Here is a 19,500-nt window from a genome sequence, read left to right as displayed (position 1 = left end):
TATTACGGTCAAATTTCAGAAAGTGTTGTCGGTTATATTTTTGGGTATTAAATAATGAACTTCAACTAGGGGGTGACTCTATGGTCAAACGGTCTTTTGCTGCATTGGCGAGTCTGGCCGGAATCCTTATGTTTGTTGCCAAACGGCGAAAGCGATCGGTGCCTAATCTGCCTGACATCCAGCTTGAGTCTATTGAGCAATCCACGAACGCCATCACGTTTCGTTGGAAAGAAGGAATAGGCTTCTACCGTTTGTACAGAGAAGGTCAGTTAATATACAGCGGTTCCGACATTTGTTTTTCGGATAAGGGGCTGGACCCGGCAACGAGTTATTTATACACCGTGGAAATGATGGAAATAACATCTGGACCAGTAAAAATCCAAACAGCGACAAAGCCGGAAAAAAATGATGAAAGTAATATTCTTAAGGATCTCATCGTAACGACTGTTGTATCGCGTTCGCTTATCAGTTTGGGTTGGGAGCCCATATCCGGGGTCAGTGAATATATAATCAGGCGCAATGGAGAAAAGCTTGCATGTGTTACAAATTGCTTTTACACGGACAAAACTGTCCGGCAGGATGCCGAGTATACATACTCGATCGAGGCGGAGCGAATCCTTCCGTATTCGGAAGAGGATTTAAATGAACCAAAATTTTTGGCGGCGGGAGTCATCGGATTTTTTAAACGAGGGCGAAAAAGGGAAAAAGACGCCACGATGGAGAGGTTCCGGATGACAAAAAAGATTCGTGCCATTGAACAAGTTTTACAGTCAAATGGAAAGGTTTCCGAAACTGAATGGCGTTTTCTTTATCAAACATTTTTAAACAATAAGTGGATAAAAAACCCCAACTTTTTTTCTCCGTATCGTTATTTTCAAGGGGACAATCGGGGGTTTGATCCCCATTCTTCCAATTACAGAACGAAAGCAGAAGTCCATGTGCGGCTTGGTGGAGGAACTCCGCACATACAGTTTGAGAAAGATGTGGGAGAAACGAGGGGATACGGATGGACGAAAAGAATGAAGGATAGAGCAACAGCATCCAGTGAGGGCATGGAAGTGGAAGAGATCGGGAAATCCAGTGAAAAAGCGATCTTTCGGCTTACACATTCCGTGAAAAACCCGCTTGTTGTTTCCCCCGGCTGTCGACTATGAAGTTTGTGCCACTTTTTGGCGGGATGGTTTGTATGATATTTCCGGGAAGCATGATCAGTCGCCTCACCATGAAGTATATGTTCAATCGGACGCTCAATCCCAAGCAGTATGGGAGCCTGTCCATCAGGCGCAGGACCAAGGCCTGGAATGGATGTCGGGGACGATGGCTTCACAGTATTGGCGGGTATCAAACTTGCAATAACAAATATTGAAATTTTTCAAAAAAAGATTACAATAAAGGATAGTAGTTGAATCGGCGTGCCAGGGGGAGCTTTTGGCTGAGAGTGGATTCGTTCCAGACCCTTAGAACCTGTTGGTTAATTCCAGCGCAGGGATGGTTATTTGAGGTGTGAAGGCAATGGAGTATTTCATTGTCTTTGTTCCCCTATGGTTACGGTCGGTTATTACATCATAGGGGGTTTTTTTATGGGAAAAAAGATGTCTTTACGCATTTTGATCGAGGTAGCGATCTTTGCGGCATTTGCGATGATGCTGGACATGATTCCATCGATTCAGGTAACGCCGGCGATCAAATTTTCGTTTGCCATGGTGCCTATTTTTATTGTGGCGCTTCGTTGGGGGGCTAAAGCCGGTTTTGCTGCAGGTTTTTTGTGGGGGATGTTGCAAGTAGTTTCCGGGGAAGCCGCGGGACAAATATTAACGCCTCTGCAAGGATTCATTGAATTTTTCGTTGCTTTTAGCTTTGTTGGAGCGGCAGGATGGTTTGCGCCTGCAGTGCAAAAGGCTGTAAGGTCTGAAGGAAAAACAAGGCTCGTACTGCTCTTGTTTGCAGCGATCTTTGTTGGCGGCTTTGCCAGATATACTTGGCATTTCATAGCCGGAATCATTTTTTGGGGTAAGTTTGCACCTTCGGGTCAATCCGCTTTTCTTTATTCACTGATTTCCAACGGCACTTCTTACATTATCTCTTCATTGGCATGTTTTATCGTGATCGCTTTGCTCGTCACAACGGCGCCCCGTTTGCTTCAAGTAAAATAATGGAAAAGGTAGAAAGCAGCGGCACAACCCACGGCCAAAGGGCTTGCTGCTTATTTTTTGTGAAAGTGAAAGTTCGGCTAAATCGTGTACTAGGGAATACGGAGGCTTCTATGATTAGCTTGTGAAGGATTTAGAAAAAGAATGATCGGGGGGCGAAGAAAAGGTCGTCAGAGGGGAAGTCCGCTCCCTCTCCCCGACTTGAAAGCGCAATATTGCTCTTGGCCCCGGCAAGGGCATGCCAACGGCGGCTTCATGACAAGACCGCTTTGGTGCTTTCCGGCGGTTGTATTCAGGGGGGAATGTTGGGAATATCGGCCCGAACAGTTTGAGCTTGGTCAAACGCCTGTCAAGTTGTATTCAGGGTGGAATGTTGGGAATATCGGCAGACAAACAGCCTCTTTCAAGAGTCTGGAATGAAAATAAAGCAAAAGTCGGAGGGAGCGCCATTTGAGCGAACCCCCTCCGGCCAAGTGCCGCTTTTGAGTCAAATCCGAAGTGGATGTGACAAGTTCTTTTGCTACGATAAAAATCGGGCGCGTATATCCGGCGGCGGAAGCATACAGCTTTCTTTTTTGCCAAACCATTTGTAACGGTTTTTCGCAATCAAGTCATAAAATAGATTGCGGATTGGATAAGGAGCGACCATCAATGGATATAACCATTTCCAAGGTGCGTTCAAATGGCTGCATATCCGCAGTGCTGCTGCCGATTTATAGTACACTTTGTTTTCGTCGATTAACATCATGCTGTCGATATGGGCAGGTACATCCTGGGCTTTTAATAATTTTTGGCCGATGTCGCTTTGTAAAGAAGCAAAGTGAATCTTTCCTTCTGGATCGTTTTGAATGATAAATTGGACACTGGCATCACAAAAATGGCACTCGCCGTCAAACAATACGATGGGATGCATCTTAACACCTCTTCCAAATGGAATCTCTTTTTACTTTAACCGATTTGGCGAAATTGAAACAACGGAAGAATGCGGTTTGGTTTACACAATCTATTTTATTGAAGTACTCTTAGTATAAAAGTGGAAAAGGAGATGAAGAGAATGGATTTACATAATTGGTATGAAAAAGGGTTGACGCCGGATGAATATATCGAAACACTTGAATATCACAAGGACGGCTTTTCGCGGGTTTATGATCAGTTTACTCCCCCGGAGGATGAGCACTTTTTTCAATCCATAAAAGACAAGCAATTGCGGGTCATTGTCTTGGCAGAACCTTGGTGCGGACATTGTATGCTGAACATCCCTGTTTTGCTCCGTTTGGCTGAAAAAACGGATATGCCGGTCCGCTTTTTGCTCCGGGATCAAAACTTGGAACTGATGGATCGATATTTGACGAATGAAAAACGAATTATTCCGATTTTTATTTTTATAGACGAAAACGGAAATGAAGTGGCGAAATGGGGACCGATTACAGATTTTACAAAAAAGTTTGTTGACGGGTTCAAAAAAGACTTGCCGCCGAAGGATGATCCAGGGTACGATGAAAAATTTAAAGTGATGGTAAAACAAGTGGCAAAATCTTTTAGGGAGAATCCGGACTTTTGGAACAACTCTTATGAGTCTATGAAAACAGCACTATATAACTATAAACCTTAAAAACAATTGGGACAAGCAATGCTCTTGAAGTGCTGCGAAAAGTGAAACGCTAATAAGGCCTGAGCCCGATATTGCATCAGGCTCAGGCCTTTTCGTTTTTGCCAAAGGTACAAAGCACTCGGAATTGCCGCAATTTTGGCATCAGTTTGCCAGCCAGATATGCAGGAGAAACATCTATATCAGAGGGAGATGGTGGAAATATATTTTCCCGGAAAGAAAAGTGGAAGGATGATGATTTTGCAGAAAAAAAGACAGTGTCAAGTCGCTGTTGTTCAAGCCGGCGCAGAAGTGATGGACAAAGTGAAAGGGGTCGAAAAGACGGTCCGGTTGATCAGAGAAGCGAGCCAAAAAGGGGCCAATATCATTGTGTTCCCGGAGGCGTTCATACCGGCTTACCCAAGGGGGATGTCCTTCGGAACGGTGGTAGGTTCCCGGTCTGATGAAGGGAGAAAGGATTTTTTTCGGTATTGGAACAATTCCATTACAGTGCCTGGAGAGGAGACAGTAGAAATCGGCAAAGCTGCCAAGAAGGCAAAAGCTTATGTTGTGATAGGGGTGATTGAAAAAGAAAGTGAATCCAGCCAGGGGACGCTCTATTGCACAGCGTTGTTTTTCGGCTCGGATGGGGAGCTGTTGGGAAAACACCGCAAGCTGAAGCCTACTGGGGCGGAGAGACTTATTTGGGGAGAAGGTGATGGAAGCACATTGCCCGTTTTTGATACACCGTACGGAAGAATAGGGGCACTCATATGCTGGGAAAATTACATGCCGCTTGCGCGCGCGGCCATGTATGATAAAGGTGTGCAAATTTACGTTGCGCCAACCGCTGACGGAAGGGATACGTGGTCTTGCACGATGAGGCATATCGCGCTGGAAGGAAGATGCTTTGTTTTGTCATGCAACCAGTATGCCACAAAGAGTATGTATCCGGAGGACCTTTCTTCACGCAAGGAAATGAACGAATGGCCGGAAGAACTCACCCGCGGGGGGAGTTGTATTGTGAATCCGCTAGGAGAATTTATTGTTGAGCCAGTGTTTGGAAAGGAAAAGATTCTCTACGCGGAAATTGATCTGGAAAAGATTGCCGAAGCGCAGTTTGACTTTGATGTCGTAGGCCATTATGCGCGACCAGATATTTTCCAGCTGACCGTGAACGAACAAGAGCAAAAAAACACAGTTTGGATCAAGTAGAACGATAGAAATCCTTTCAGGAAATAGGTATTACTTCTTGGAAGGGTTTTTATATTGCAAAGGTAGACATGGGGCTATCTGCACCAAAAGATTTAATCTGGCGTGTTTTGATGACGCTTTTTTAATCTGCTTCTTTTTTCAGCCGTTCTGACCATGTTATGGCGTTTTCCTCACTACAAGACTAATGTCGATTTGGGAAATCTAGCATTCTCGTAAAAAAAATTTGTAAAATATCCCAGATAATTAACCGAAAAGACCCTTTTCTATAAAGAATATTTAAATTATTATGAAAATATAAACAAAAGGGAGGGAAATGATATAATGCGTTGGAGTACAAGTAGAGTGGCCCTTAGTCTAGTATTGTCTCTTTTGTTAGTGCCGTCGTTTTCCCACCTCGACAATGATAAAGTATATGCCGAGCAGGTAACGGTTTCTGGACATGAATTGGAAGATGGCGTCACACGGCCCATCTATTCTTATTTGGACGCCATTAAAGAAACCGTTTTCATTCAATCGGAATTGGACAGTGATGAAAATGGAGAGCCGGATCGGATTGCGATTGACATTATGCGTCCAAAAGAAACAGAGGAAGGATTAAAGGTGCCCGTAATCATGGAGGCAAGTCCTTATTATGAAAAGTTGGGACGAGGTAATGAGTCCCAAGTAAAAGATCCGGATGGTTCCGGAACAAACGAAATGTTCCCTTTATTTTACGACAATTACTTCGTTCCGCGGGGATATGCGGTCGTGTTGCTGGATATGGTGGGAACAAACAATTCCGATGGCTGTCCCACAACAGGTGGATTTGAAGAGACGGAAAGCGTAAAAGTGGTCATCGAGTGGTTAAACGGAAAGGGAAAAGCGTTCGACAAAGATGGAAATGAAGTGAGTGCCGATTGGTCTGCTGGAAAAGTGGGAATGGTCGGCAAGTCTTACGATGGAACCTTGGCAAATGCAGTGGCCGCTACGGGTGTAGAAGGCTTGGAAACGATCGTTCCGATCGGTGCCATCAGCAGCTGGTATTATTATTATCGTTACGAAGGCATTCCGTTTTACCGCAACGGCCCCAGTGGTTTGGCAAGCAGGGTGACAAACAGTAAAAGGGTGCGGCAATGCGCACCGATTCACGAAAGAATAAGAGTCGCCGCTGACGATGAAACCGGAAATTACAATGAGTTTTGGGATGAGCGCAATTACTATAAAGATACAGGCAATGTCAAGGCAAGTGTTTTTATGATTCACGGATTAAATGACTATAATGTAAAAGCCAACCATTTTTCCAAATGGTGGGAAGCGTTAGCTGAAAACGATATACCGAGGAAATTATGGCTTACACAGACAGGGCATGTAGACCCGTTTGATTTTAGAAGAGCAGAATGGGTACAGACACTTCACCGCTGGTTCGACTATTGGCTGCTGGACATAGAAAACGGCATCATGGATGAACCGATTTTAGACTTGGAAACAGGTCCGGGTGAGTGGGAAACACATTCCAGTTGGCCGGCTGAAAATTCAACGTTTGTCAGAGTACGACTTGCTCCAGGAAATGAAAGTTTGCCAGGCACGCTGAAAACTGGACCGGTGAATGGAGAAGCTGTCCAAACATTCACGGATAACCCGGATCAAACTGACAAGCAGATGGTTCAAAATGAATTTACAGTAAAAGAGGACAGACTCATCTTTTTGTCTCCGGAACTTCAGGAAGATGTCCGGTTAAGCGGTGTTCCCGAAATAGATATTCGCACGGTCGTTGATAAGGAAAATACGAATCTTACAGCGCTGATCGTAGATTATGGAACAGATGTAAGGGTAGATCATCAAAGCAGTGATGAAGGGATCCGGACACTTTCCAACAGAACGTGCTGGGGTGAAAGTTCTCCAACCGACAGTGCCTGCTATCTGGAAACAGAATTAACAACAATTGAATCCCCTTATGAAATTGTGACACATGGATGGCTTAGCGCCAAGAATAGAAAATCGCTTGAACATCCTGTCTTTCTGGAGCCTGGAAAGAATCATCGCATCAAATGGGAAACCCTTCCAGAAGATTATGTGTTTAAAAAAGGCCATCGGATTGGAATTGTCATTGCCGGAAGCAATAAAGGAAGGCTCCTTACGGACCCAAACCGTGCTGCATTTCATGTTCATCTAGGAAAGAGTTTGGTAGAATTGCCGATCGTTGGAGGGAGAAAAGCTCTTGAAAACGCACTTGGAGAAACAACCCCAACAACTGCAACAGAAATTCTGTCGCTTGTGGAGAGTTTAAAAGAGGATGGCGAGATTCAAAATGAAGAGGAAGCCCGTGCTTTAACTACTCATATGGCGGCAGTTGAACTTTATGAGAAAAAAGGGCTCGGTGATAAAGTAGCGAAACATATGAATGGATTTATGTTGTTGCTGGACCAGCAACAAAATAATGGGCTAATATCCAATAAAGGCTATTATATGCTCAAAGAAGAAGCTGAATCACTTATTGAAAGCATGCCCTAGTTTGCCGGAAATAGGATGATATTTTTGAAAAATAGTTGTTTCCCGGCAACAGCCAGAGAGGCGATGCCGGGAAATTTTAAATGAATAGCAACGAAATAAACAAGTGATTGAAAATGAAAGAAGACTCAAATGTTATGGCAATAAAACTTGAAAACCATGATTAAATAAAGTATATTTAACCTAATCACATTTTTTACATAATTCCAAATAAAATGGCTTTTTTTTAGGAGGTGTGGACATATTTGAATGAAGTAATTTTAGAGATCAATCAATTACATACCCATTTCTTTACCGACACCGGCGAAATACCAGCTGTAAATGGCGTGAGTCTCAAGGTACATAAAGGAGAAGTGCTGGGAATCGTTGGGGAATCAGGATGTGGAAAAAGCGTCACGTCCTTGTCGATTATGCAATTGGTTCCAAACCCTCCAGGCAAAATTGTGGGAGGGGAAATCTATTTTTTAGGTGAAAATCTCGTAAAAGCTTCCAACAAGCGAATGAGAAAAATAAGGGGAAATGAAATTTCCATGATCTTTCAGGAGCCAATGACATCTCTCGATCCCCTGTTTACGATTGGAGATCAGATCATTGAAGCGATCCGAATCCATCAAAAAATCAGCAAAAAAGAGGCCAGGGCGAAATCGATCCAATTACTGAAACTCGTTGGTATTCCCCGGCCGGAACAAATTATCCATGAATACCCCCATCAGCTTTCGGGCGGAATGAGGCAACGCGTCATGATTGCGATATCGATGGCATGCGAGCCGAAACTTTTGATAGCGGATGAACCGACTACAGCTCTGGATGTAACGATTCAAGCCCAAATTCTTGATTTGATGAAGAAGTTAAATACAGAAAACGAGACTGCCATATTACTCATTACCCATGACTTGGGGGTTGTGGCCGAAATATGTGACCGGGTGTTGGTGATGTATTCCGGACAGGTTGTTGAAGAAGGTACGATGCGGCAAGTTTTAAAAGACCCGAAGCACCCCTACTCGCAGGGCCTGATCAAGTCCCTCCCCGTTTTACATAAAAAACAGCAAAAATTGTATTCTATTCCAGGTACAGTTCCACAGCCAAAAATTGGAGCAGTTGGATGTCACTTTGCGCCGCGATGCGAGTTTGCATTTGATCGCTGTTTTGTTGAAACGCCGGAATTGTATGCGCTTGCAGAAGGGAGGAGCAGTCGCTGTTTTTTATATGAGGGGAAGGAGAGTGAACAGGGAGAACATGCAAAAGCCACTCTTGGAAGTTAAGGGTTTAAAGAAGCATTTTGACATAAAAGGCGGCGTTTTGGGACGGAAAATTGGAGCAGTGAAAGCTGTTGACGAAGTTTCGTTTCATGTCATGCCGGGGGAGACATTTGGAATCGTCGGCGAGTCCGGGTGTGGAAAGTCCACTACCGGCAAGTGCATTTTACAATTGATGAAACCGACAGCCGGAAAAATACGCTTTGAGGGAAAAGAACTCACCACCATACCACCTGAAGAAATGCGAAAGTTAAGGCGGGATATGCAAATCATCTTCCAAGATCCGTATGCTTCCTTAAATCCAAGGCATAAAGTGGAAAAAATTATCACCGAACCACTTCTCGTTCATGGAATGGCGTCCGCAAAGGAACGAAAAGCCCGGATGAAAGAACTGCTCGAAATTGTGGGTCTAAGCATGTATCATGCTTCCCGCTACCCCCATCAGTTCAGCGGGGGGCAACGGCAAAGGATCGGCATTGCAAGAGCGCTTGCGAACAATCCGAAGTTGATCATATGTGACGAGCCCGTTTCTGCTCTGGATGTTTCCGTTCAAGCCCAAATTCTTAATTTATTGGAGGATTTACGTGAAACATTTCATTTGACTTATATTTTTATCGCGCATGATTTAAGTGTGGTCAAACATATCAGCCATCGTGTTGCCGTCATGTATTTGGGACGGATTGTGGAATTGGCCGAGAAAGACAAACTATACTCAAATCCGAAACACCCCTATACGGAAGCCCTTTTGTCGGCGGCTCCCGTACCGGACCCGGATGTAGCAAGAGAAAGGATTATTTTAAAAGGAGATGTTCCGAGCCCTTCGAGTCCGCCATTGGGGTGTGCTTTTCATACAAGATGTCCAAAGGCCATGGAAATTTGCAAAATCGAAAGGCCAGAATTTCGCAAGATGGAAGAAGGGCATTTTGTGGCTTGTCATCTTTATTAAATAGAAGGAATAAGCTTTATTAAATTCATTTTATGAATGAAAAGGGGGAAATGGGTTTGAAGAGACGATTAGCTCTTTTACTTTCACTTGTCACTGGACTAGCTTTGTTCCTTGCGGCATGCAGCGGTGGAGATCAGACCACATCAGATGATTCAAAAGGATCGGGGAAAAAAGAAAAAGATACTGAACAGGTGCTTATTTATGCCCGTGGCGGGGATTCCAGCAGTTTGGACTTTGCCAGCGTGTCTGATGGAGAAACCTCCCGTGTGACGAAAAATATTTACGAAAGCTTACTCGATTATGACAGAGAGTCATTTGAAATCGTACCCAAGCTTGCTAAGGAATGGGAAGTTTCGGAAGATGGATTGACGTATACTTTCTTCCTGGAAGAAGGAGTGAAATTCCATGATGGTACAGATTTCAATGCAGAAGCAGTAAAAATCAACTTTGAACGTTGGTCCGATCCGGAACATCAGTACAGCTTTGCCGATGACGGATATATTTATCCCTTATACGGCGCCATGTTCGGAGGTTATAAAGGGGAAGAGGGACATATCATCAAGGAGGTCAATGTAAAAGGAGATTATGAAATCGAGTTTGTTTTAAATGAGCCGTTAGGTTCTTTCTTGCAAAATATGGCCATGCACTACTTTTCCATTACATCCCCGGCCGCTTTAGAAGAACATGGCTCAAAAATTAACGAAAATCCGGTAGGAACTGGTCCATTCAAGTTTGCCAGTTGGACGAAGGATGACCAAATTGTCTTGGAAAAAAATGAAGATTATTGGAAAGAAGGATTGCCCAAATTAGATAGAGTTATTTATAAAGTCATTCCAGACACCGCCGCCCGCTTAATTGCCCTCAAATCGGGTGAAGTGGACATCATTGATGATGTAAACCCCGAAGATGCCGAAGGCATTGAAGCGGATGAAAATTTGCAGTTATTTACACGCAGCGAAAATAACGTAGGTTACTTGGGATTCAACAATCAAAAGGAACCGTTAAATAATAAGCAAGTACGTCAGGCGATCAATTATGCCATTGACAAACAGTCTATCATTGACGCATTGTATTCGGGTTACGCGACTCCCGCGAAGAATCTCATCCCGCCAACCTATTTGGGGTATAACGATGAAGTGGCAGGATATGATTACAATCCGGAGAAAGCGAAAGAACTGCTGGGCGAAGCAGGCTATAAGGATGGATTTGATATTGACCTATGGGTCATGCCTGTATCAAGGCCATATATGCCTGACCCAGAAAAGGTAAGCGAAATCATTCAAAACAATTTGGGGCAGGTTGGCATCAAGGTAAACATTGTCCGTGAAGAATGGGCGCCTTATTTGGAGAAAACGGCGAAAGGTGATCAAGAGTTGTATTTAATGGGCTGGTCGGGCACAAATGGCGACCCGAATTACTTCTTTGACAGCTTGATGCACAGTAAAGCGATCGGAGGAGAGAACAGAAACTTCTATGAAAATAAAGAAGTGGATAAATTATTGGATCAGGCACGGCTGTCTATAGAGCAAGACGAGCGGGCCAAACTATACAAGGAAGCGCAAGTGCTGTTAAGCGAAGACGCCCCGACAGCATTGTTGGTACATTCCAAACCGCTTGTGGCGGCAAAAAGCACCGTGAAAAACTTTATACCTCATCCATCCACGAGTGATCCGTTAGAAGAAGTAGAACTGGAATAAAGATCAATATAGGGCTGGGACAAAACCCAGTTCACTAGAAAAAAAGTGGCGCACACCACACGAGTTGGTGGGGTAATAGAGTCCTTCTATTACCCTATATTTTTATTTTTACAATCAAATGCACTTTCATCAATTTAGGAAATGGGGTGGATGTATGTATGCCTATATTGGCAGGCGTATTTTCGTGCTTATTCCTGTTTTGCTTGGAATGACGATTATTACGTTTGCGATTGTACATATGATTCCCGGAAATCCGGCACAAACCATTTTAGGGGAAGCGGCTAAAGAGTCGACAGTTAAGGAACTGGAAGAAAGGTTGGGCTTAAACAAGCCGTATCCCGTTCAATATGGAATCTATTTATCAAATGTGCTGCAGGGGGACTTGGGAACATCTTTGCGGACTAAAAATGACATATTGACTGAAATGCTGCCACGGTTGGGGGCGACCTTTGAGCTGACATTTTTCGCCATCTTATTTGCCATTATTATCGGAGTCAATGCCGGTATTATCAGTGCTTGGAAGCAAAATTCATGGTTTGATTTCTTGGCGATGCTGTTTGCCTTAATCGGTGTATCAATGCCTGTCTTCTGGCTGGCGCTCATGGAGCAGTGGCTGTTTGCCCAAGAGCTTGCATGGCTCCCTGCTTATGGAAGAGAGGCAAGCAAGGATCCCATTACACCCATCACCCATTTATATGTCCTCGATTCTCTTCTGCAAATGGACTTTGAAAAAACGGTGACAGTCTTAAAACACCTCGTTTTGCCAGCTATCGCACTCGGAACGATTCCAATGGCGATTATTGCCAGAATGACACGTTCCAGCATGTTGGAGGTAATGAAGTCCGATTACATTAGGACAGTCCGGGCAAAGGGGGCGGGCACGTTCCTGGTGATTTATAAACACGCATTAAAAAACGCCCTTATCCCTGTCATCACCGTCATTGGTCTGCAGGCAGGCGTATTATTGGGCGGTGCGATTTTAACTGAAACGATCTTTAGTTGGCCAGGTGTGGGACGTTATATATTTGAGGCGATTAATTATCGGGATTATCCGGTCATTCAAAGCGGAATATTGGTGATCGCTTTTATATTTGTCATTATTAACTTGATTGTCGATATTTTATATACCGTCATCGACCCCAGAATCAAATATTAATAAGGGGGATCAAATATGCAAACAAATGTTGAAATGGGGCCCTCAACACAAATTCCTCCCAAAAGGCCCGAGGAACCTGAAATGGGAGCCCCTCCCTCCCTTTGGCGGGATGCTTTGAGACAGCTTAGAAAAAATCGTTTTGCCATTACCGGTTTTTTTATCATACTATTTTTTGTTTTGCTTGGATTCATTGCCCCGTTCGTTACGCCTTACGGATTCGATGAACAAGTCATTTCCGACAGGCTGCAGCCTCCGTCTGCAACACACTGGCTTGGAACGGATGATCTTGGGCGGGATATTTTTACAAGAATTGCGTATGGCGCGAGACTTTCTCTTCAAGTTGGTTTCTTTGCGGTTATAGGCGCACTATTTTTTGGAACGATTTTAGGTGTTCTTGCCGGATATTATGGGCGTTGGGTGGACATGCTTATTTCACGATTTTTTGATATTTTGCTTGCTTTTCCGAGCATTTTATTGGCCATCGCTATTGTAGCCATTTTGGGAGCCTCTCTGCAAAACGCCTTGATTGCGATTGCCATCGTTAATATTCCGATTTTTGGGCGTCTTGTCCGTTCCAGGGTCATTAGTTTGCGGGAAGAGGAGTTTATCATGGCGGCGAGGGCCCAGGGAATGAAAAATGGCCGCATACTGCTCCACCATATATTGCCGAACAGCATGGCTCCGCTCATCGTACAAAGCACATTGGGATTTGGCACAGCCATTTTGGATGCCGCCGGGCTTGGTTTCTTGGGGCTCGGAGCGCAGCCGCCATTGCCGGAGTGGGGTAAAATGCTAGCGGATTCAAGAGATTTTATACAGCTTGCGCCGTGGACGTTGATTGTGCCGGGAGTCTGTATTGTGCTCGTTGTTCTCGGATTCAATCTTATGGGTGATGGACTGCGGGACGTTTTAGATCCCAAGATGAAAAACTAAAGCGAGGTACAATGAGTAGCTTGGTGATCATTTCTATGCTTTTCATCATATCCGCATGCAACGCAAAACACGCAAATAAGCGGTGAAAGTTGCAATGGAAACTGATGTGAGCTAAAAGAAAGATATAGACAGGAATTGTTAAGGGTGTTTGTCAACATATTGGAAGATTAAATGATAAAGAAATAGATGAAAAGGTAATAGAGAGCATAGGATCAACTGGGCGACCAGTTTGAGATGTGGCTGGCAAGTCAAGGGTTTCTAGGGGGAAGGGGCGGTGCGCATCGGCCTTTTAAACGAAAAGGCGATAGATGTGGTGGTAATATTTGAGAAAAATAGATAAAAGAGTACTATAAGCGCATGAAAACGGAGATTCAGGCTCCCCCTATTTTGGTAAAGAATGAAAAGACGGCCAAGGAAATAAAACAAACGTTTGATAAAGGAGAAAAATTTGAAGCGTTGGCAAAACAATATTCTACCGATACTTCCAATGCAAAAGCAGGAGGAAAATTAGAATATTTTACTGTCGGTGCGATGCTGCCGGAATTTGAAGAAGCCGTGTGTCAACAAGAGGGCGAGCCCGTATATAGGCAGGTGGATGAAAAAGCCGGGGACGTATGAGAAAAACGGAGAAGCGATTTTAGCGACACTCCAATAAAAAAGTAGATCTGAAACCACTCGTAGAAATGACGGGAATTGTGTAAGGGTGGATGTATTCAAGGATGTGTTTAAGGCGGATTACGTAAATTCAGAGGGATACATGGTGATTGCCTTTCCTTGCGAGCTTTTCGCCTAGAATAACACTGGCTTCAGCCCTATTATGTATGCGGGCTGAAGCCGGTTCACTTTCTTGAACGCACTCATCTACCGCTTCTTTCAAATGCCTATCGCTTTTGGCATTTTATTGCAGTTGACCGATAAAGATATGAATTTTAGGTGTTCTCGCCCTTTTTTAGAGTCATCAAAAAACTCCCCATCTGTCTGGATCAAGGGGAGAATATCGGTTTTATTTCATCATCATTTTGGTAATCAAAAGGTCATTGCCATTTTTTTATGAAGTAATCCGTGTCAGATTTCAAAGTTTGATAGGCGCGTTCTGACATATGTCCTTTTTGAAAATAGTGATCAAGCAAAGGGTAAAAACTTTTCATATGTTGAACTACCTTTTCAGCTTTGCCTTGCTGTTCGAAATGATGGATGGATACTAAATGAACCTGCAAGGAACGGGCGGCCTCATTATTTGTAAACTCCCCATCTTTCTCGAATTGCTGTACAGTTTTTTCCATGATGGCCGCGGTGATATTCAGATGTTGCAATTCACCATCAATTGGCAGGGTTATTTCACTTTCTCCAGGAAATATTGTTATTTTTGTTCCGGCCGGAGGACGGATTGTGAATTCATGGTCGCTTGCAAGAAGAATGATGCCCAGGCGATGCCCCGATTTAAACACATAGTCATCTGGCTGCATATCCCACTTGAATGTATATGCTTGATGAGGTGTTAGTGGTACAGATTGTGCGGCTGATTCCAGGTTTTGTGGGTCCATCCATCCCCGTGTGACGATTTCCGGTTTCGTTCCGCCATAATCGACAAGAAGTGCGGTCAAGTTGGCTACACGCCGGTCAATGCTTGCCTTCAATGTCACTACAGGTGTGCCGCTTAGACGGATGGGCTCTTTTAATACTGGTGAAAGATAAGCAAGGCGATTTTCAGACTTTATTTCCGGTTCTGCCGCAAGCTCAGTTGCTTTTTTCAAGGGGGTATCGGTCAGGCTTTCATGACTCGATGCATTTGCGAACGCTTCGCTGCTGAGAACTCCGCTATCTGTATCGGTGCCTTCCTTAAGATGCAGCTTTACGGAAGCTGCTTCAGGGGCAGGCCAGTCCTCTTGCTGATGCCACGTACGGTCTTCACGCTGGATGTCGACCTTCGGTTCGTCCATCAATCCGTTTTCAATTCCATATAGCCAGTAATCGAACCATCTATTTTCCGTCTGTTTCCAATTATTTGATGAAACCCCACTATGGCCTCCCTGATGGAGCCACATTTTTCGCGGTATGTTGTTTTGCTTTAGTGCTTCCCACCATTGTGAAAACTGCTTTGTCTTTACATTCCAGTCGTTTAAGCCATGGACGATCAAGACACTTGCTTTGATGTTATTCGCGTCATTCAAATAATTCCGCCTGTTCCAAAACTCGTTATAATCACCTGTTATACGGTCTTGTTTTTCGGTGAGCTGATCAATTCCTTGTTGGCAAATATCGGGATTTTTCCGTGTTAAAACATATTTAGCCAATACGTCGGCATCCTCTCCCTGGTAGCCGCCGGGAGCAACCACGGCGCCGTTTGCCCGGTAGTAATCGTACCAGTTGCTGATTGCCGCTATGGGTATAATCGTTTTCAGCCCTTCCACACCGGTAGCCGCAACGCCGTTTGGCAATGTGCCGTTATAGGAGACGCCAATCATGCCGACATGGCCAGTCGACCAATCGGCATTCACTTCACCCCCATCTTCTGTGAAAGCTTTAGCCCGTCCATTGAGCCAATCAATGACCGCCTTTGTTCCCATGATTTCATGTACATCGCCTACTGTTGGACAGCCGTCCGAGGCACCGCTCCCAATGCTGTATCCTAAAATGACCGCATAGCCTCTTGGAACATAATAATCTCCCAAAGAGCCAAGATTTGCTGCCGACGGCTTGCCGTCGATCGGAACCAAATCCATATCAACGTTGTGAAAATCAACTGGATTTCCGCCGGCCCGATATGGGCTCATTTCATAGATGACCGGCACTTTTATTCCGGGATCTGTATGCGGGCGCATGACACGAATAGCCACGCGGTCCCGTTTACCATCCCCATCGCTATCTGTTTCTGTTTCAACCAATAAGTTCTCGATGATGGCCTCATCAATGGGATAGATCGGCTTCGTCATTCCGTCTTCTAGTTCTATTTTGGTGTATTCTGTTGCTGTTTCCGGAACAAGTCCATTCATTTTGACTGGTTCCTTGGAGGAAGCAGTCGGTGAAATCTGATTGGCTGAAACTTCGGCGGTGCTTCCCAAAAGGATCATCAACATGAAGAGTGAATAGATGACCGGCCTTTTCATTACCCATCTTCCTCCTTTGGTGAATCGTTCATTTCGGTTTGCTCGTATTGCCGCGCAAATCCTGTTTCCTCCCCCGTTAAAAAATACAGTTTGAGTTATCCATAACATAACACTGTTGCTTAATTTAAACAATTTAAAATTATTGAAATAAATAAAATAGTAAGCAAGTAATCTGTTGTCGTTAGGATATATTGCCTATCATTTGCTTTTATGCTGTTTGGCAAAAGCGAAGCATCCAGTGCATACTCAGCCATCAAGGGAGAACGGATTCTTAAAGGTTTGTTCATACCTTGTAACCTTTTGCAAATGCTTTACAGGTCTTTATCACTATTTTTCATTAAGTCTCTAGAAATGGGTACAGAAAAGGAATAGATGTGATGATCCACACTTTCATTCAGAATATAATAAATATTAAGAATAAAGCATCACCTAAACCCTATTATGAAAAGTTTCAGTTGTTATTTAAGAAGAATGAATAATGTGTAAAAAAATGGGTTATAGGCGATGTTCTTATGAACAAAGGACCAGTCAGCCTTTATAGTACTTAAATATTATTCAGTATATTCTCAATTGTCGGAATTAAATTTAAATGGTATGCTTTTGTTAAAAATAAAAGGAGGTTGCTGGTTTGAGGCGAATAAATAGCATTTTTGTTGTTTTAGGTATTTTTTTGCTTTCAGTAGGCCTCACCTCACCTGTTTATGCTCAACAATCCGGGTTGGACACATTTCCGGAACCGGTAGATTCCGAGTCTTGGGTGTTGCCGGAACATATGACATGGGATGACTATCGACCCGTACCAGGGATGGATTGGAACAACGCGAATATTCAACCTGAAAGAGTGTTGAAAGGCGCATTGGTCGTAGTAGACTTTCCAGACCGGGAGTTTATTCTAAGTTCGGAAGAGGGAAGCGAGCATCATGGGAATCCGATCAATGGAAATATTCCCAGGGAAGAGGTGCCGAAGTATTGGGAAGATTCTTTAAACAAACCTCAACCTTTAAACAATCACCGGACAATTAACGAATACTGGATGGAAAATTCTTTTGGAAAATGGTCGGTGGACATTGATGCCTTTGGTCCTTACAGAATGGATCACAACGAATTTGAGTATGGCATGAATGAGTTTGGACAGCAGCCATTTTTACCACCGGATTATACGCCTAAAAGTACTTTTAGAACAGAAGCGATGAATAAGGCAAAAGCCGATATGGAAGCTTCGGGAGAAGAATATGATTTTACATTTATACTGCACGCCGGATATGATGAGTCAGGTGTTTGGCAGGAGTTTGGTGAAATGATGTTTGATGGTCCCGAATCTGTAAGTGATGAATATGGAGCGCCTTCCGAATATCCCGATATGCCAAATTGGGCTGCGACACGGTATGTTCCATGGACTTCATGGGTTGCCGCCAAAGGGATTTGGTCCCACGCTGATATAAGAAATGGCATATCTGTTCAAGGTGAAAACGATGGAATGGGAACCTTCGCACATGAATTTGGACATATTATGCAGTTGCTGGACAACTATAACAATCCATATGCCGACCCTGTTTCCCGCACGTATTCAGGTCCTTGGGAATTAATGAGTCGCGGCAGCTTTAATGGGCCAGGCGGCCCTCATACAAGATGGATGGTTCAGCCAACTTTAGGAGGTTCTGCGCCATCCCATCATATGCTGAGAAACAAGATTAAACAGGGCTTCTTGACAGAAGGCCAATATTTGAACGTCAACCGGGATGAATTGGCAGACACCGGTCCGGTGTTTGCGGACGTCCTTGCCCGCGCAGTCCCGAGCGGTGAGCAGTTTGGCCGGAGCGGCATATATGGCATCAATATCGAAATGGAAGATTTGACGCCGCCCAATTCCTTGCGGGATGATTGGCGCGCCGATATGCAACGGGGAGCGAAATGGTACGACAACTATACCTTGGAAGTGGTAGATCGTGTAGGGTTTGACTCATTTATACCAGACTCAGGAGTGCTGTTGGCCAAAACAAAGAACGCTGAATCCGCACCAAACATATGGGTGATTGATGCAAATCCGGAAGATATTGATCAGGTAGACTTCACGAGACCGAATGGTGAAAAAGCCATGTATTCAAAAGGAGACTATCGTCAGTTGGCAGATGCGTTATTTAAAGCAGGAACAGCGGATGGAGTGGTCAGCGAATACGTTGATGAGCATAACAGGCTCCACTTTTATATTCTTGATAAGAAATATGACGAAGATGGTGTGCTTTCTTACCGGGTGGCTGTCCGGCATTTGGATGGTGCGGGGGACTATAATCGTGGAGTAGAAGCGGTCAAGGACAAGGCGGAAAAAGCGGCTCCCGGAAAAGTGGCCACATACCATTTCAATGTGACAAACAGTGGGGATAGTGCTGACCTATACCGGCTGAATGCGGCAACAGAAGGCGGATGGAACACGATGCTCCAACACGAAGTGATTGAAGTGGCAGCAGGGCAGACAGTGAATGTGCCAGTCTATGTGCAAGTTCCGGAAGGCCAAGATTCGCAGACAGTGCTTTCTTTTACGGCAGTATCGGAAACAGATACGAATCAAGCCGTAACAATCCAACGTGTTGCCGGAACAAATGTCACTGCCAGCGATCTAGTTTCGTTGATTCAACAATTTGAGACTGGTGGCGAATTTGCCAACCAAGAAGCAGCTTGGGCTTTAAAAAACCATATGATCGCTGTAGAGCGCTTTGAAAAACAAGGAGAAAATGAAAAGGTGCTCAAGCATATGGGCGGGTTTGAGACTTTGTTAAATAACCAGTTAAAGAATCAATTGATTTCGGAAAAAGCTGGACAAGCCCTTCAGATTTATGCAGATGAGCTGATTGAAAAAGTTGGAAATGAATAATGGTATCTATCGTAAACGATATGTCTAACAAATATGTGCGTTCCTATAGAGGACGTGTCCGGAAGAACAAACAGACATTACCCTCGATTTTTATTA

At 44.1% G+C, this 19,500-nt stretch carries 15 protein-coding genes, 1 pseudogene and 1 riboswitch; of the genes and pseudogenes, 13 read left to right on the top strand and 3 right to left on the bottom strand.

Annotated elements, in window-relative coordinates:
* Positions 1-80: 80 nt before the first annotated feature.
* From JOC94_RS08895 to thiT, 3 genes are all read left to right on the top strand, one after another.
* Positions 81-1,154 (top strand): fibronectin type III domain-containing protein, encoded by a 1,074-nt coding sequence (locus tag JOC94_RS08895; protein WP_205179107.1) that lies wholly within the window; start codon positions 81-83, stop codon positions 1,152-1,154.
* Between the two features lie 28 nt (positions 1,155-1,182).
* On the top strand, positions 1,183-1,356 hold the full coding sequence (locus tag JOC94_RS08890; protein WP_236017033.1) for a hypothetical protein: 174 nt from the start codon (positions 1,183-1,185) through the stop codon (positions 1,354-1,356).
* 52 nt (positions 1,357-1,408) lie between these two features.
* A riboswitch (TPP riboswitch) is annotated at positions 1,409-1,506 on the top strand.
* A 74-nt stretch (positions 1,507-1,580) separates the two neighbouring features.
* Positions 1,581-2,153, top strand: a complete 573-nt coding sequence (gene thiT / locus JOC94_RS08885; protein WP_077113595.1) for an energy-coupled thiamine transporter ThiT — start codon at positions 1,581-1,583, stop codon at positions 2,151-2,153.
* Between the two features lie 517 nt (positions 2,154-2,670).
* Here thiT and JOC94_RS08880 read toward each other — a convergent pair.
* Entirely contained in the window at positions 2,671-3,063 is a 393-nt protein-coding gene (locus JOC94_RS08880; RefSeq protein WP_077113593.1) for a thiol-disulfide oxidoreductase DCC family protein, read from the bottom strand.
* 141 nt (positions 3,064-3,204) lie between these two features.
* On the opposite strand from JOC94_RS08880, the gene JOC94_RS08875 reads away from it, so the two are divergent.
* From JOC94_RS08875 to JOC94_RS08835, 9 genes are all read left to right on the top strand, one after another.
* Positions 3,205-3,762, top strand: a complete 558-nt coding sequence (locus JOC94_RS08875) for a thioredoxin family protein (protein ID WP_205179102.1) — start codon at positions 3,205-3,207, stop codon at positions 3,760-3,762.
* 234 nt (positions 3,763-3,996) lie between these two features.
* Positions 3,997-4,953, top strand: coding sequence for a carbon-nitrogen hydrolase family protein (locus JOC94_RS08870; protein ID WP_408021911.1), 957 nt, complete (start codon positions 3,997-3,999; stop codon positions 4,951-4,953).
* A gap of 321 nt (positions 4,954-5,274) precedes the next feature.
* Positions 5,275-7,443: a Xaa-Pro dipeptidyl-peptidase gene (locus JOC94_RS08865; RefSeq protein ID WP_205179100.1), complete on the top strand. Its 2,169-nt coding sequence runs from the start codon at positions 5,275-5,277 to the stop codon at positions 7,441-7,443.
* A 242-nt stretch (positions 7,444-7,685) separates the two neighbouring features.
* The gene (locus JOC94_RS08860; protein WP_205179098.1) at positions 7,686-8,702 is read left to right on the top strand and encodes an ABC transporter ATP-binding protein; all 1,017 of its coding nucleotides are present in this window, start codon (positions 7,686-7,688) and stop codon (positions 8,700-8,702) included.
* Positions 8,677-9,642 (top strand): ABC transporter ATP-binding protein, encoded by a 966-nt coding sequence (locus JOC94_RS08855; protein ID WP_205179097.1) that lies wholly within the window; start codon positions 8,677-8,679, stop codon positions 9,640-9,642. Before JOC94_RS08860 ends, JOC94_RS08855 begins: the two co-directional genes overlap by 26 nt.
* 50 nt (positions 9,643-9,692) lie before the next feature.
* Positions 9,693-11,339: an ABC transporter substrate-binding protein gene (locus JOC94_RS08850; protein ID WP_205179095.1), complete on the top strand. Its 1,647-nt coding sequence runs from the start codon at positions 9,693-9,695 to the stop codon at positions 11,337-11,339.
* Positions 11,340-11,493: 154 nt separating this feature from the next.
* Positions 11,494-12,495: an ABC transporter permease gene (locus tag JOC94_RS08845; protein WP_077113588.1), complete on the top strand. Its 1,002-nt coding sequence runs from the start codon at positions 11,494-11,496 to the stop codon at positions 12,493-12,495.
* A gap of 81 nt (positions 12,496-12,576) precedes the next feature.
* Positions 12,577-13,428, top strand: a complete 852-nt coding sequence (locus JOC94_RS08840) for an ABC transporter permease (RefSeq protein WP_236017041.1) — start codon at positions 12,577-12,579, stop codon at positions 13,426-13,428.
* Between the two features lie 357 nt (positions 13,429-13,785).
* On the top strand, positions 13,786-14,046 hold the full coding sequence (locus JOC94_RS08835) for a peptidylprolyl isomerase (protein ID WP_077113587.1): 261 nt from the start codon (positions 13,786-13,788) through the stop codon (positions 14,044-14,046).
* A gap of 416 nt (positions 14,047-14,462) precedes the next feature.
* Here JOC94_RS08835 and JOC94_RS23510 read toward each other — a convergent pair whose 3' ends face one another.
* Both JOC94_RS23510 and JOC94_RS08830 read right to left on the bottom strand, forming a co-directional pair.
* On the bottom strand, positions 14,463-14,711 hold the full coding sequence (locus JOC94_RS23510) for an FIMAH domain-containing protein (protein WP_408021910.1): 249 nt from the start codon (positions 14,709-14,711) through the stop codon (positions 14,463-14,465).
* 39 nt (positions 14,712-14,750) lie between these two features.
* Positions 14,751-16,535, bottom strand: a pseudogene (locus tag JOC94_RS08830) (Xaa-Pro dipeptidyl-peptidase); the annotation flags it as partial.
* A 628-nt stretch (positions 16,536-17,163) separates the two neighbouring features.
* Here JOC94_RS08830 and JOC94_RS08825 point away from each other — a divergent pair.
* Entirely contained in the window at positions 17,164-19,404 is a 2,241-nt protein-coding gene (locus JOC94_RS08825; RefSeq protein WP_205179091.1) for a M6 family metalloprotease domain-containing protein, read from the top strand.
* Positions 19,405-19,500 lie beyond the last annotated feature (96 nt).

Origin of the sequence: Siminovitchia thermophila (assembly GCF_016909185.1) — a bacterium.
Lineage (GTDB): Bacteria > Bacillota > Bacilli > Bacillales > Bacillaceae_C > Siminovitchia > Siminovitchia thermophila.
The sequence above is the reverse complement of the archived record's forward strand: the minus strand, read 5'-3'. Positions and strand labels throughout refer to the sequence as shown.

Excerpts from the sequence above, each read along its gene's own strand:
- JOC94_RS08895 (WP_205179107.1), top strand. The coding sequence starts at position 81 with ATGGTCAAACGGTCTTTTGCTGCATTGGCGAGTCTGGCCGGAATCCTT.
- thiT (WP_077113595.1), top strand. The coding sequence starts at position 1,581 with ATGGGAAAAAAGATGTCTTTACGCATTTTGATCGAGGTAGCGATCTTT.
- JOC94_RS08880 (WP_077113593.1), bottom strand. The coding sequence starts at position 3,063 with ATGCATCCCATCGTATTGTTTGACGGCGAGTGCCATTTTTGTGATGCC.
- JOC94_RS08875 (WP_205179102.1), top strand. The coding sequence starts at position 3,205 with ATGGATTTACATAATTGGTATGAAAAAGGGTTGACGCCGGATGAATAT.
- JOC94_RS08865 (WP_205179100.1), top strand. The coding sequence starts at position 5,275 with ATGCGTTGGAGTACAAGTAGAGTGGCCCTTAGTCTAGTATTGTCTCTT.
- JOC94_RS08855 (WP_205179097.1), top strand. The coding sequence starts at position 8,677 with ATGCAAAAGCCACTCTTGGAAGTTAAGGGTTTAAAGAAGCATTTTGAC.
- JOC94_RS08850 (WP_205179095.1), top strand. The coding sequence starts at position 9,693 with ATGGGTTTGAAGAGACGATTAGCTCTTTTACTTTCACTTGTCACTGGA.
- JOC94_RS08845 (WP_077113588.1), top strand. The coding sequence starts at position 11,494 with ATGTATGCCTATATTGGCAGGCGTATTTTCGTGCTTATTCCTGTTTTG.
- JOC94_RS08840 (WP_236017041.1), top strand. The coding sequence starts at position 12,577 with ATGGGAGCCCCTCCCTCCCTTTGGCGGGATGCTTTGAGACAGCTTAGA.
- JOC94_RS08835 (WP_077113587.1), top strand. The coding sequence starts at position 13,786 with ATGAAAACGGAGATTCAGGCTCCCCCTATTTTGGTAAAGAATGAAAAG.
- JOC94_RS23510 (WP_408021910.1), bottom strand. The coding sequence starts at position 14,711 with ATGGAAAAAACTGTACAGCAATTCGAGAAAGATGGGGAGTTTACAAAT.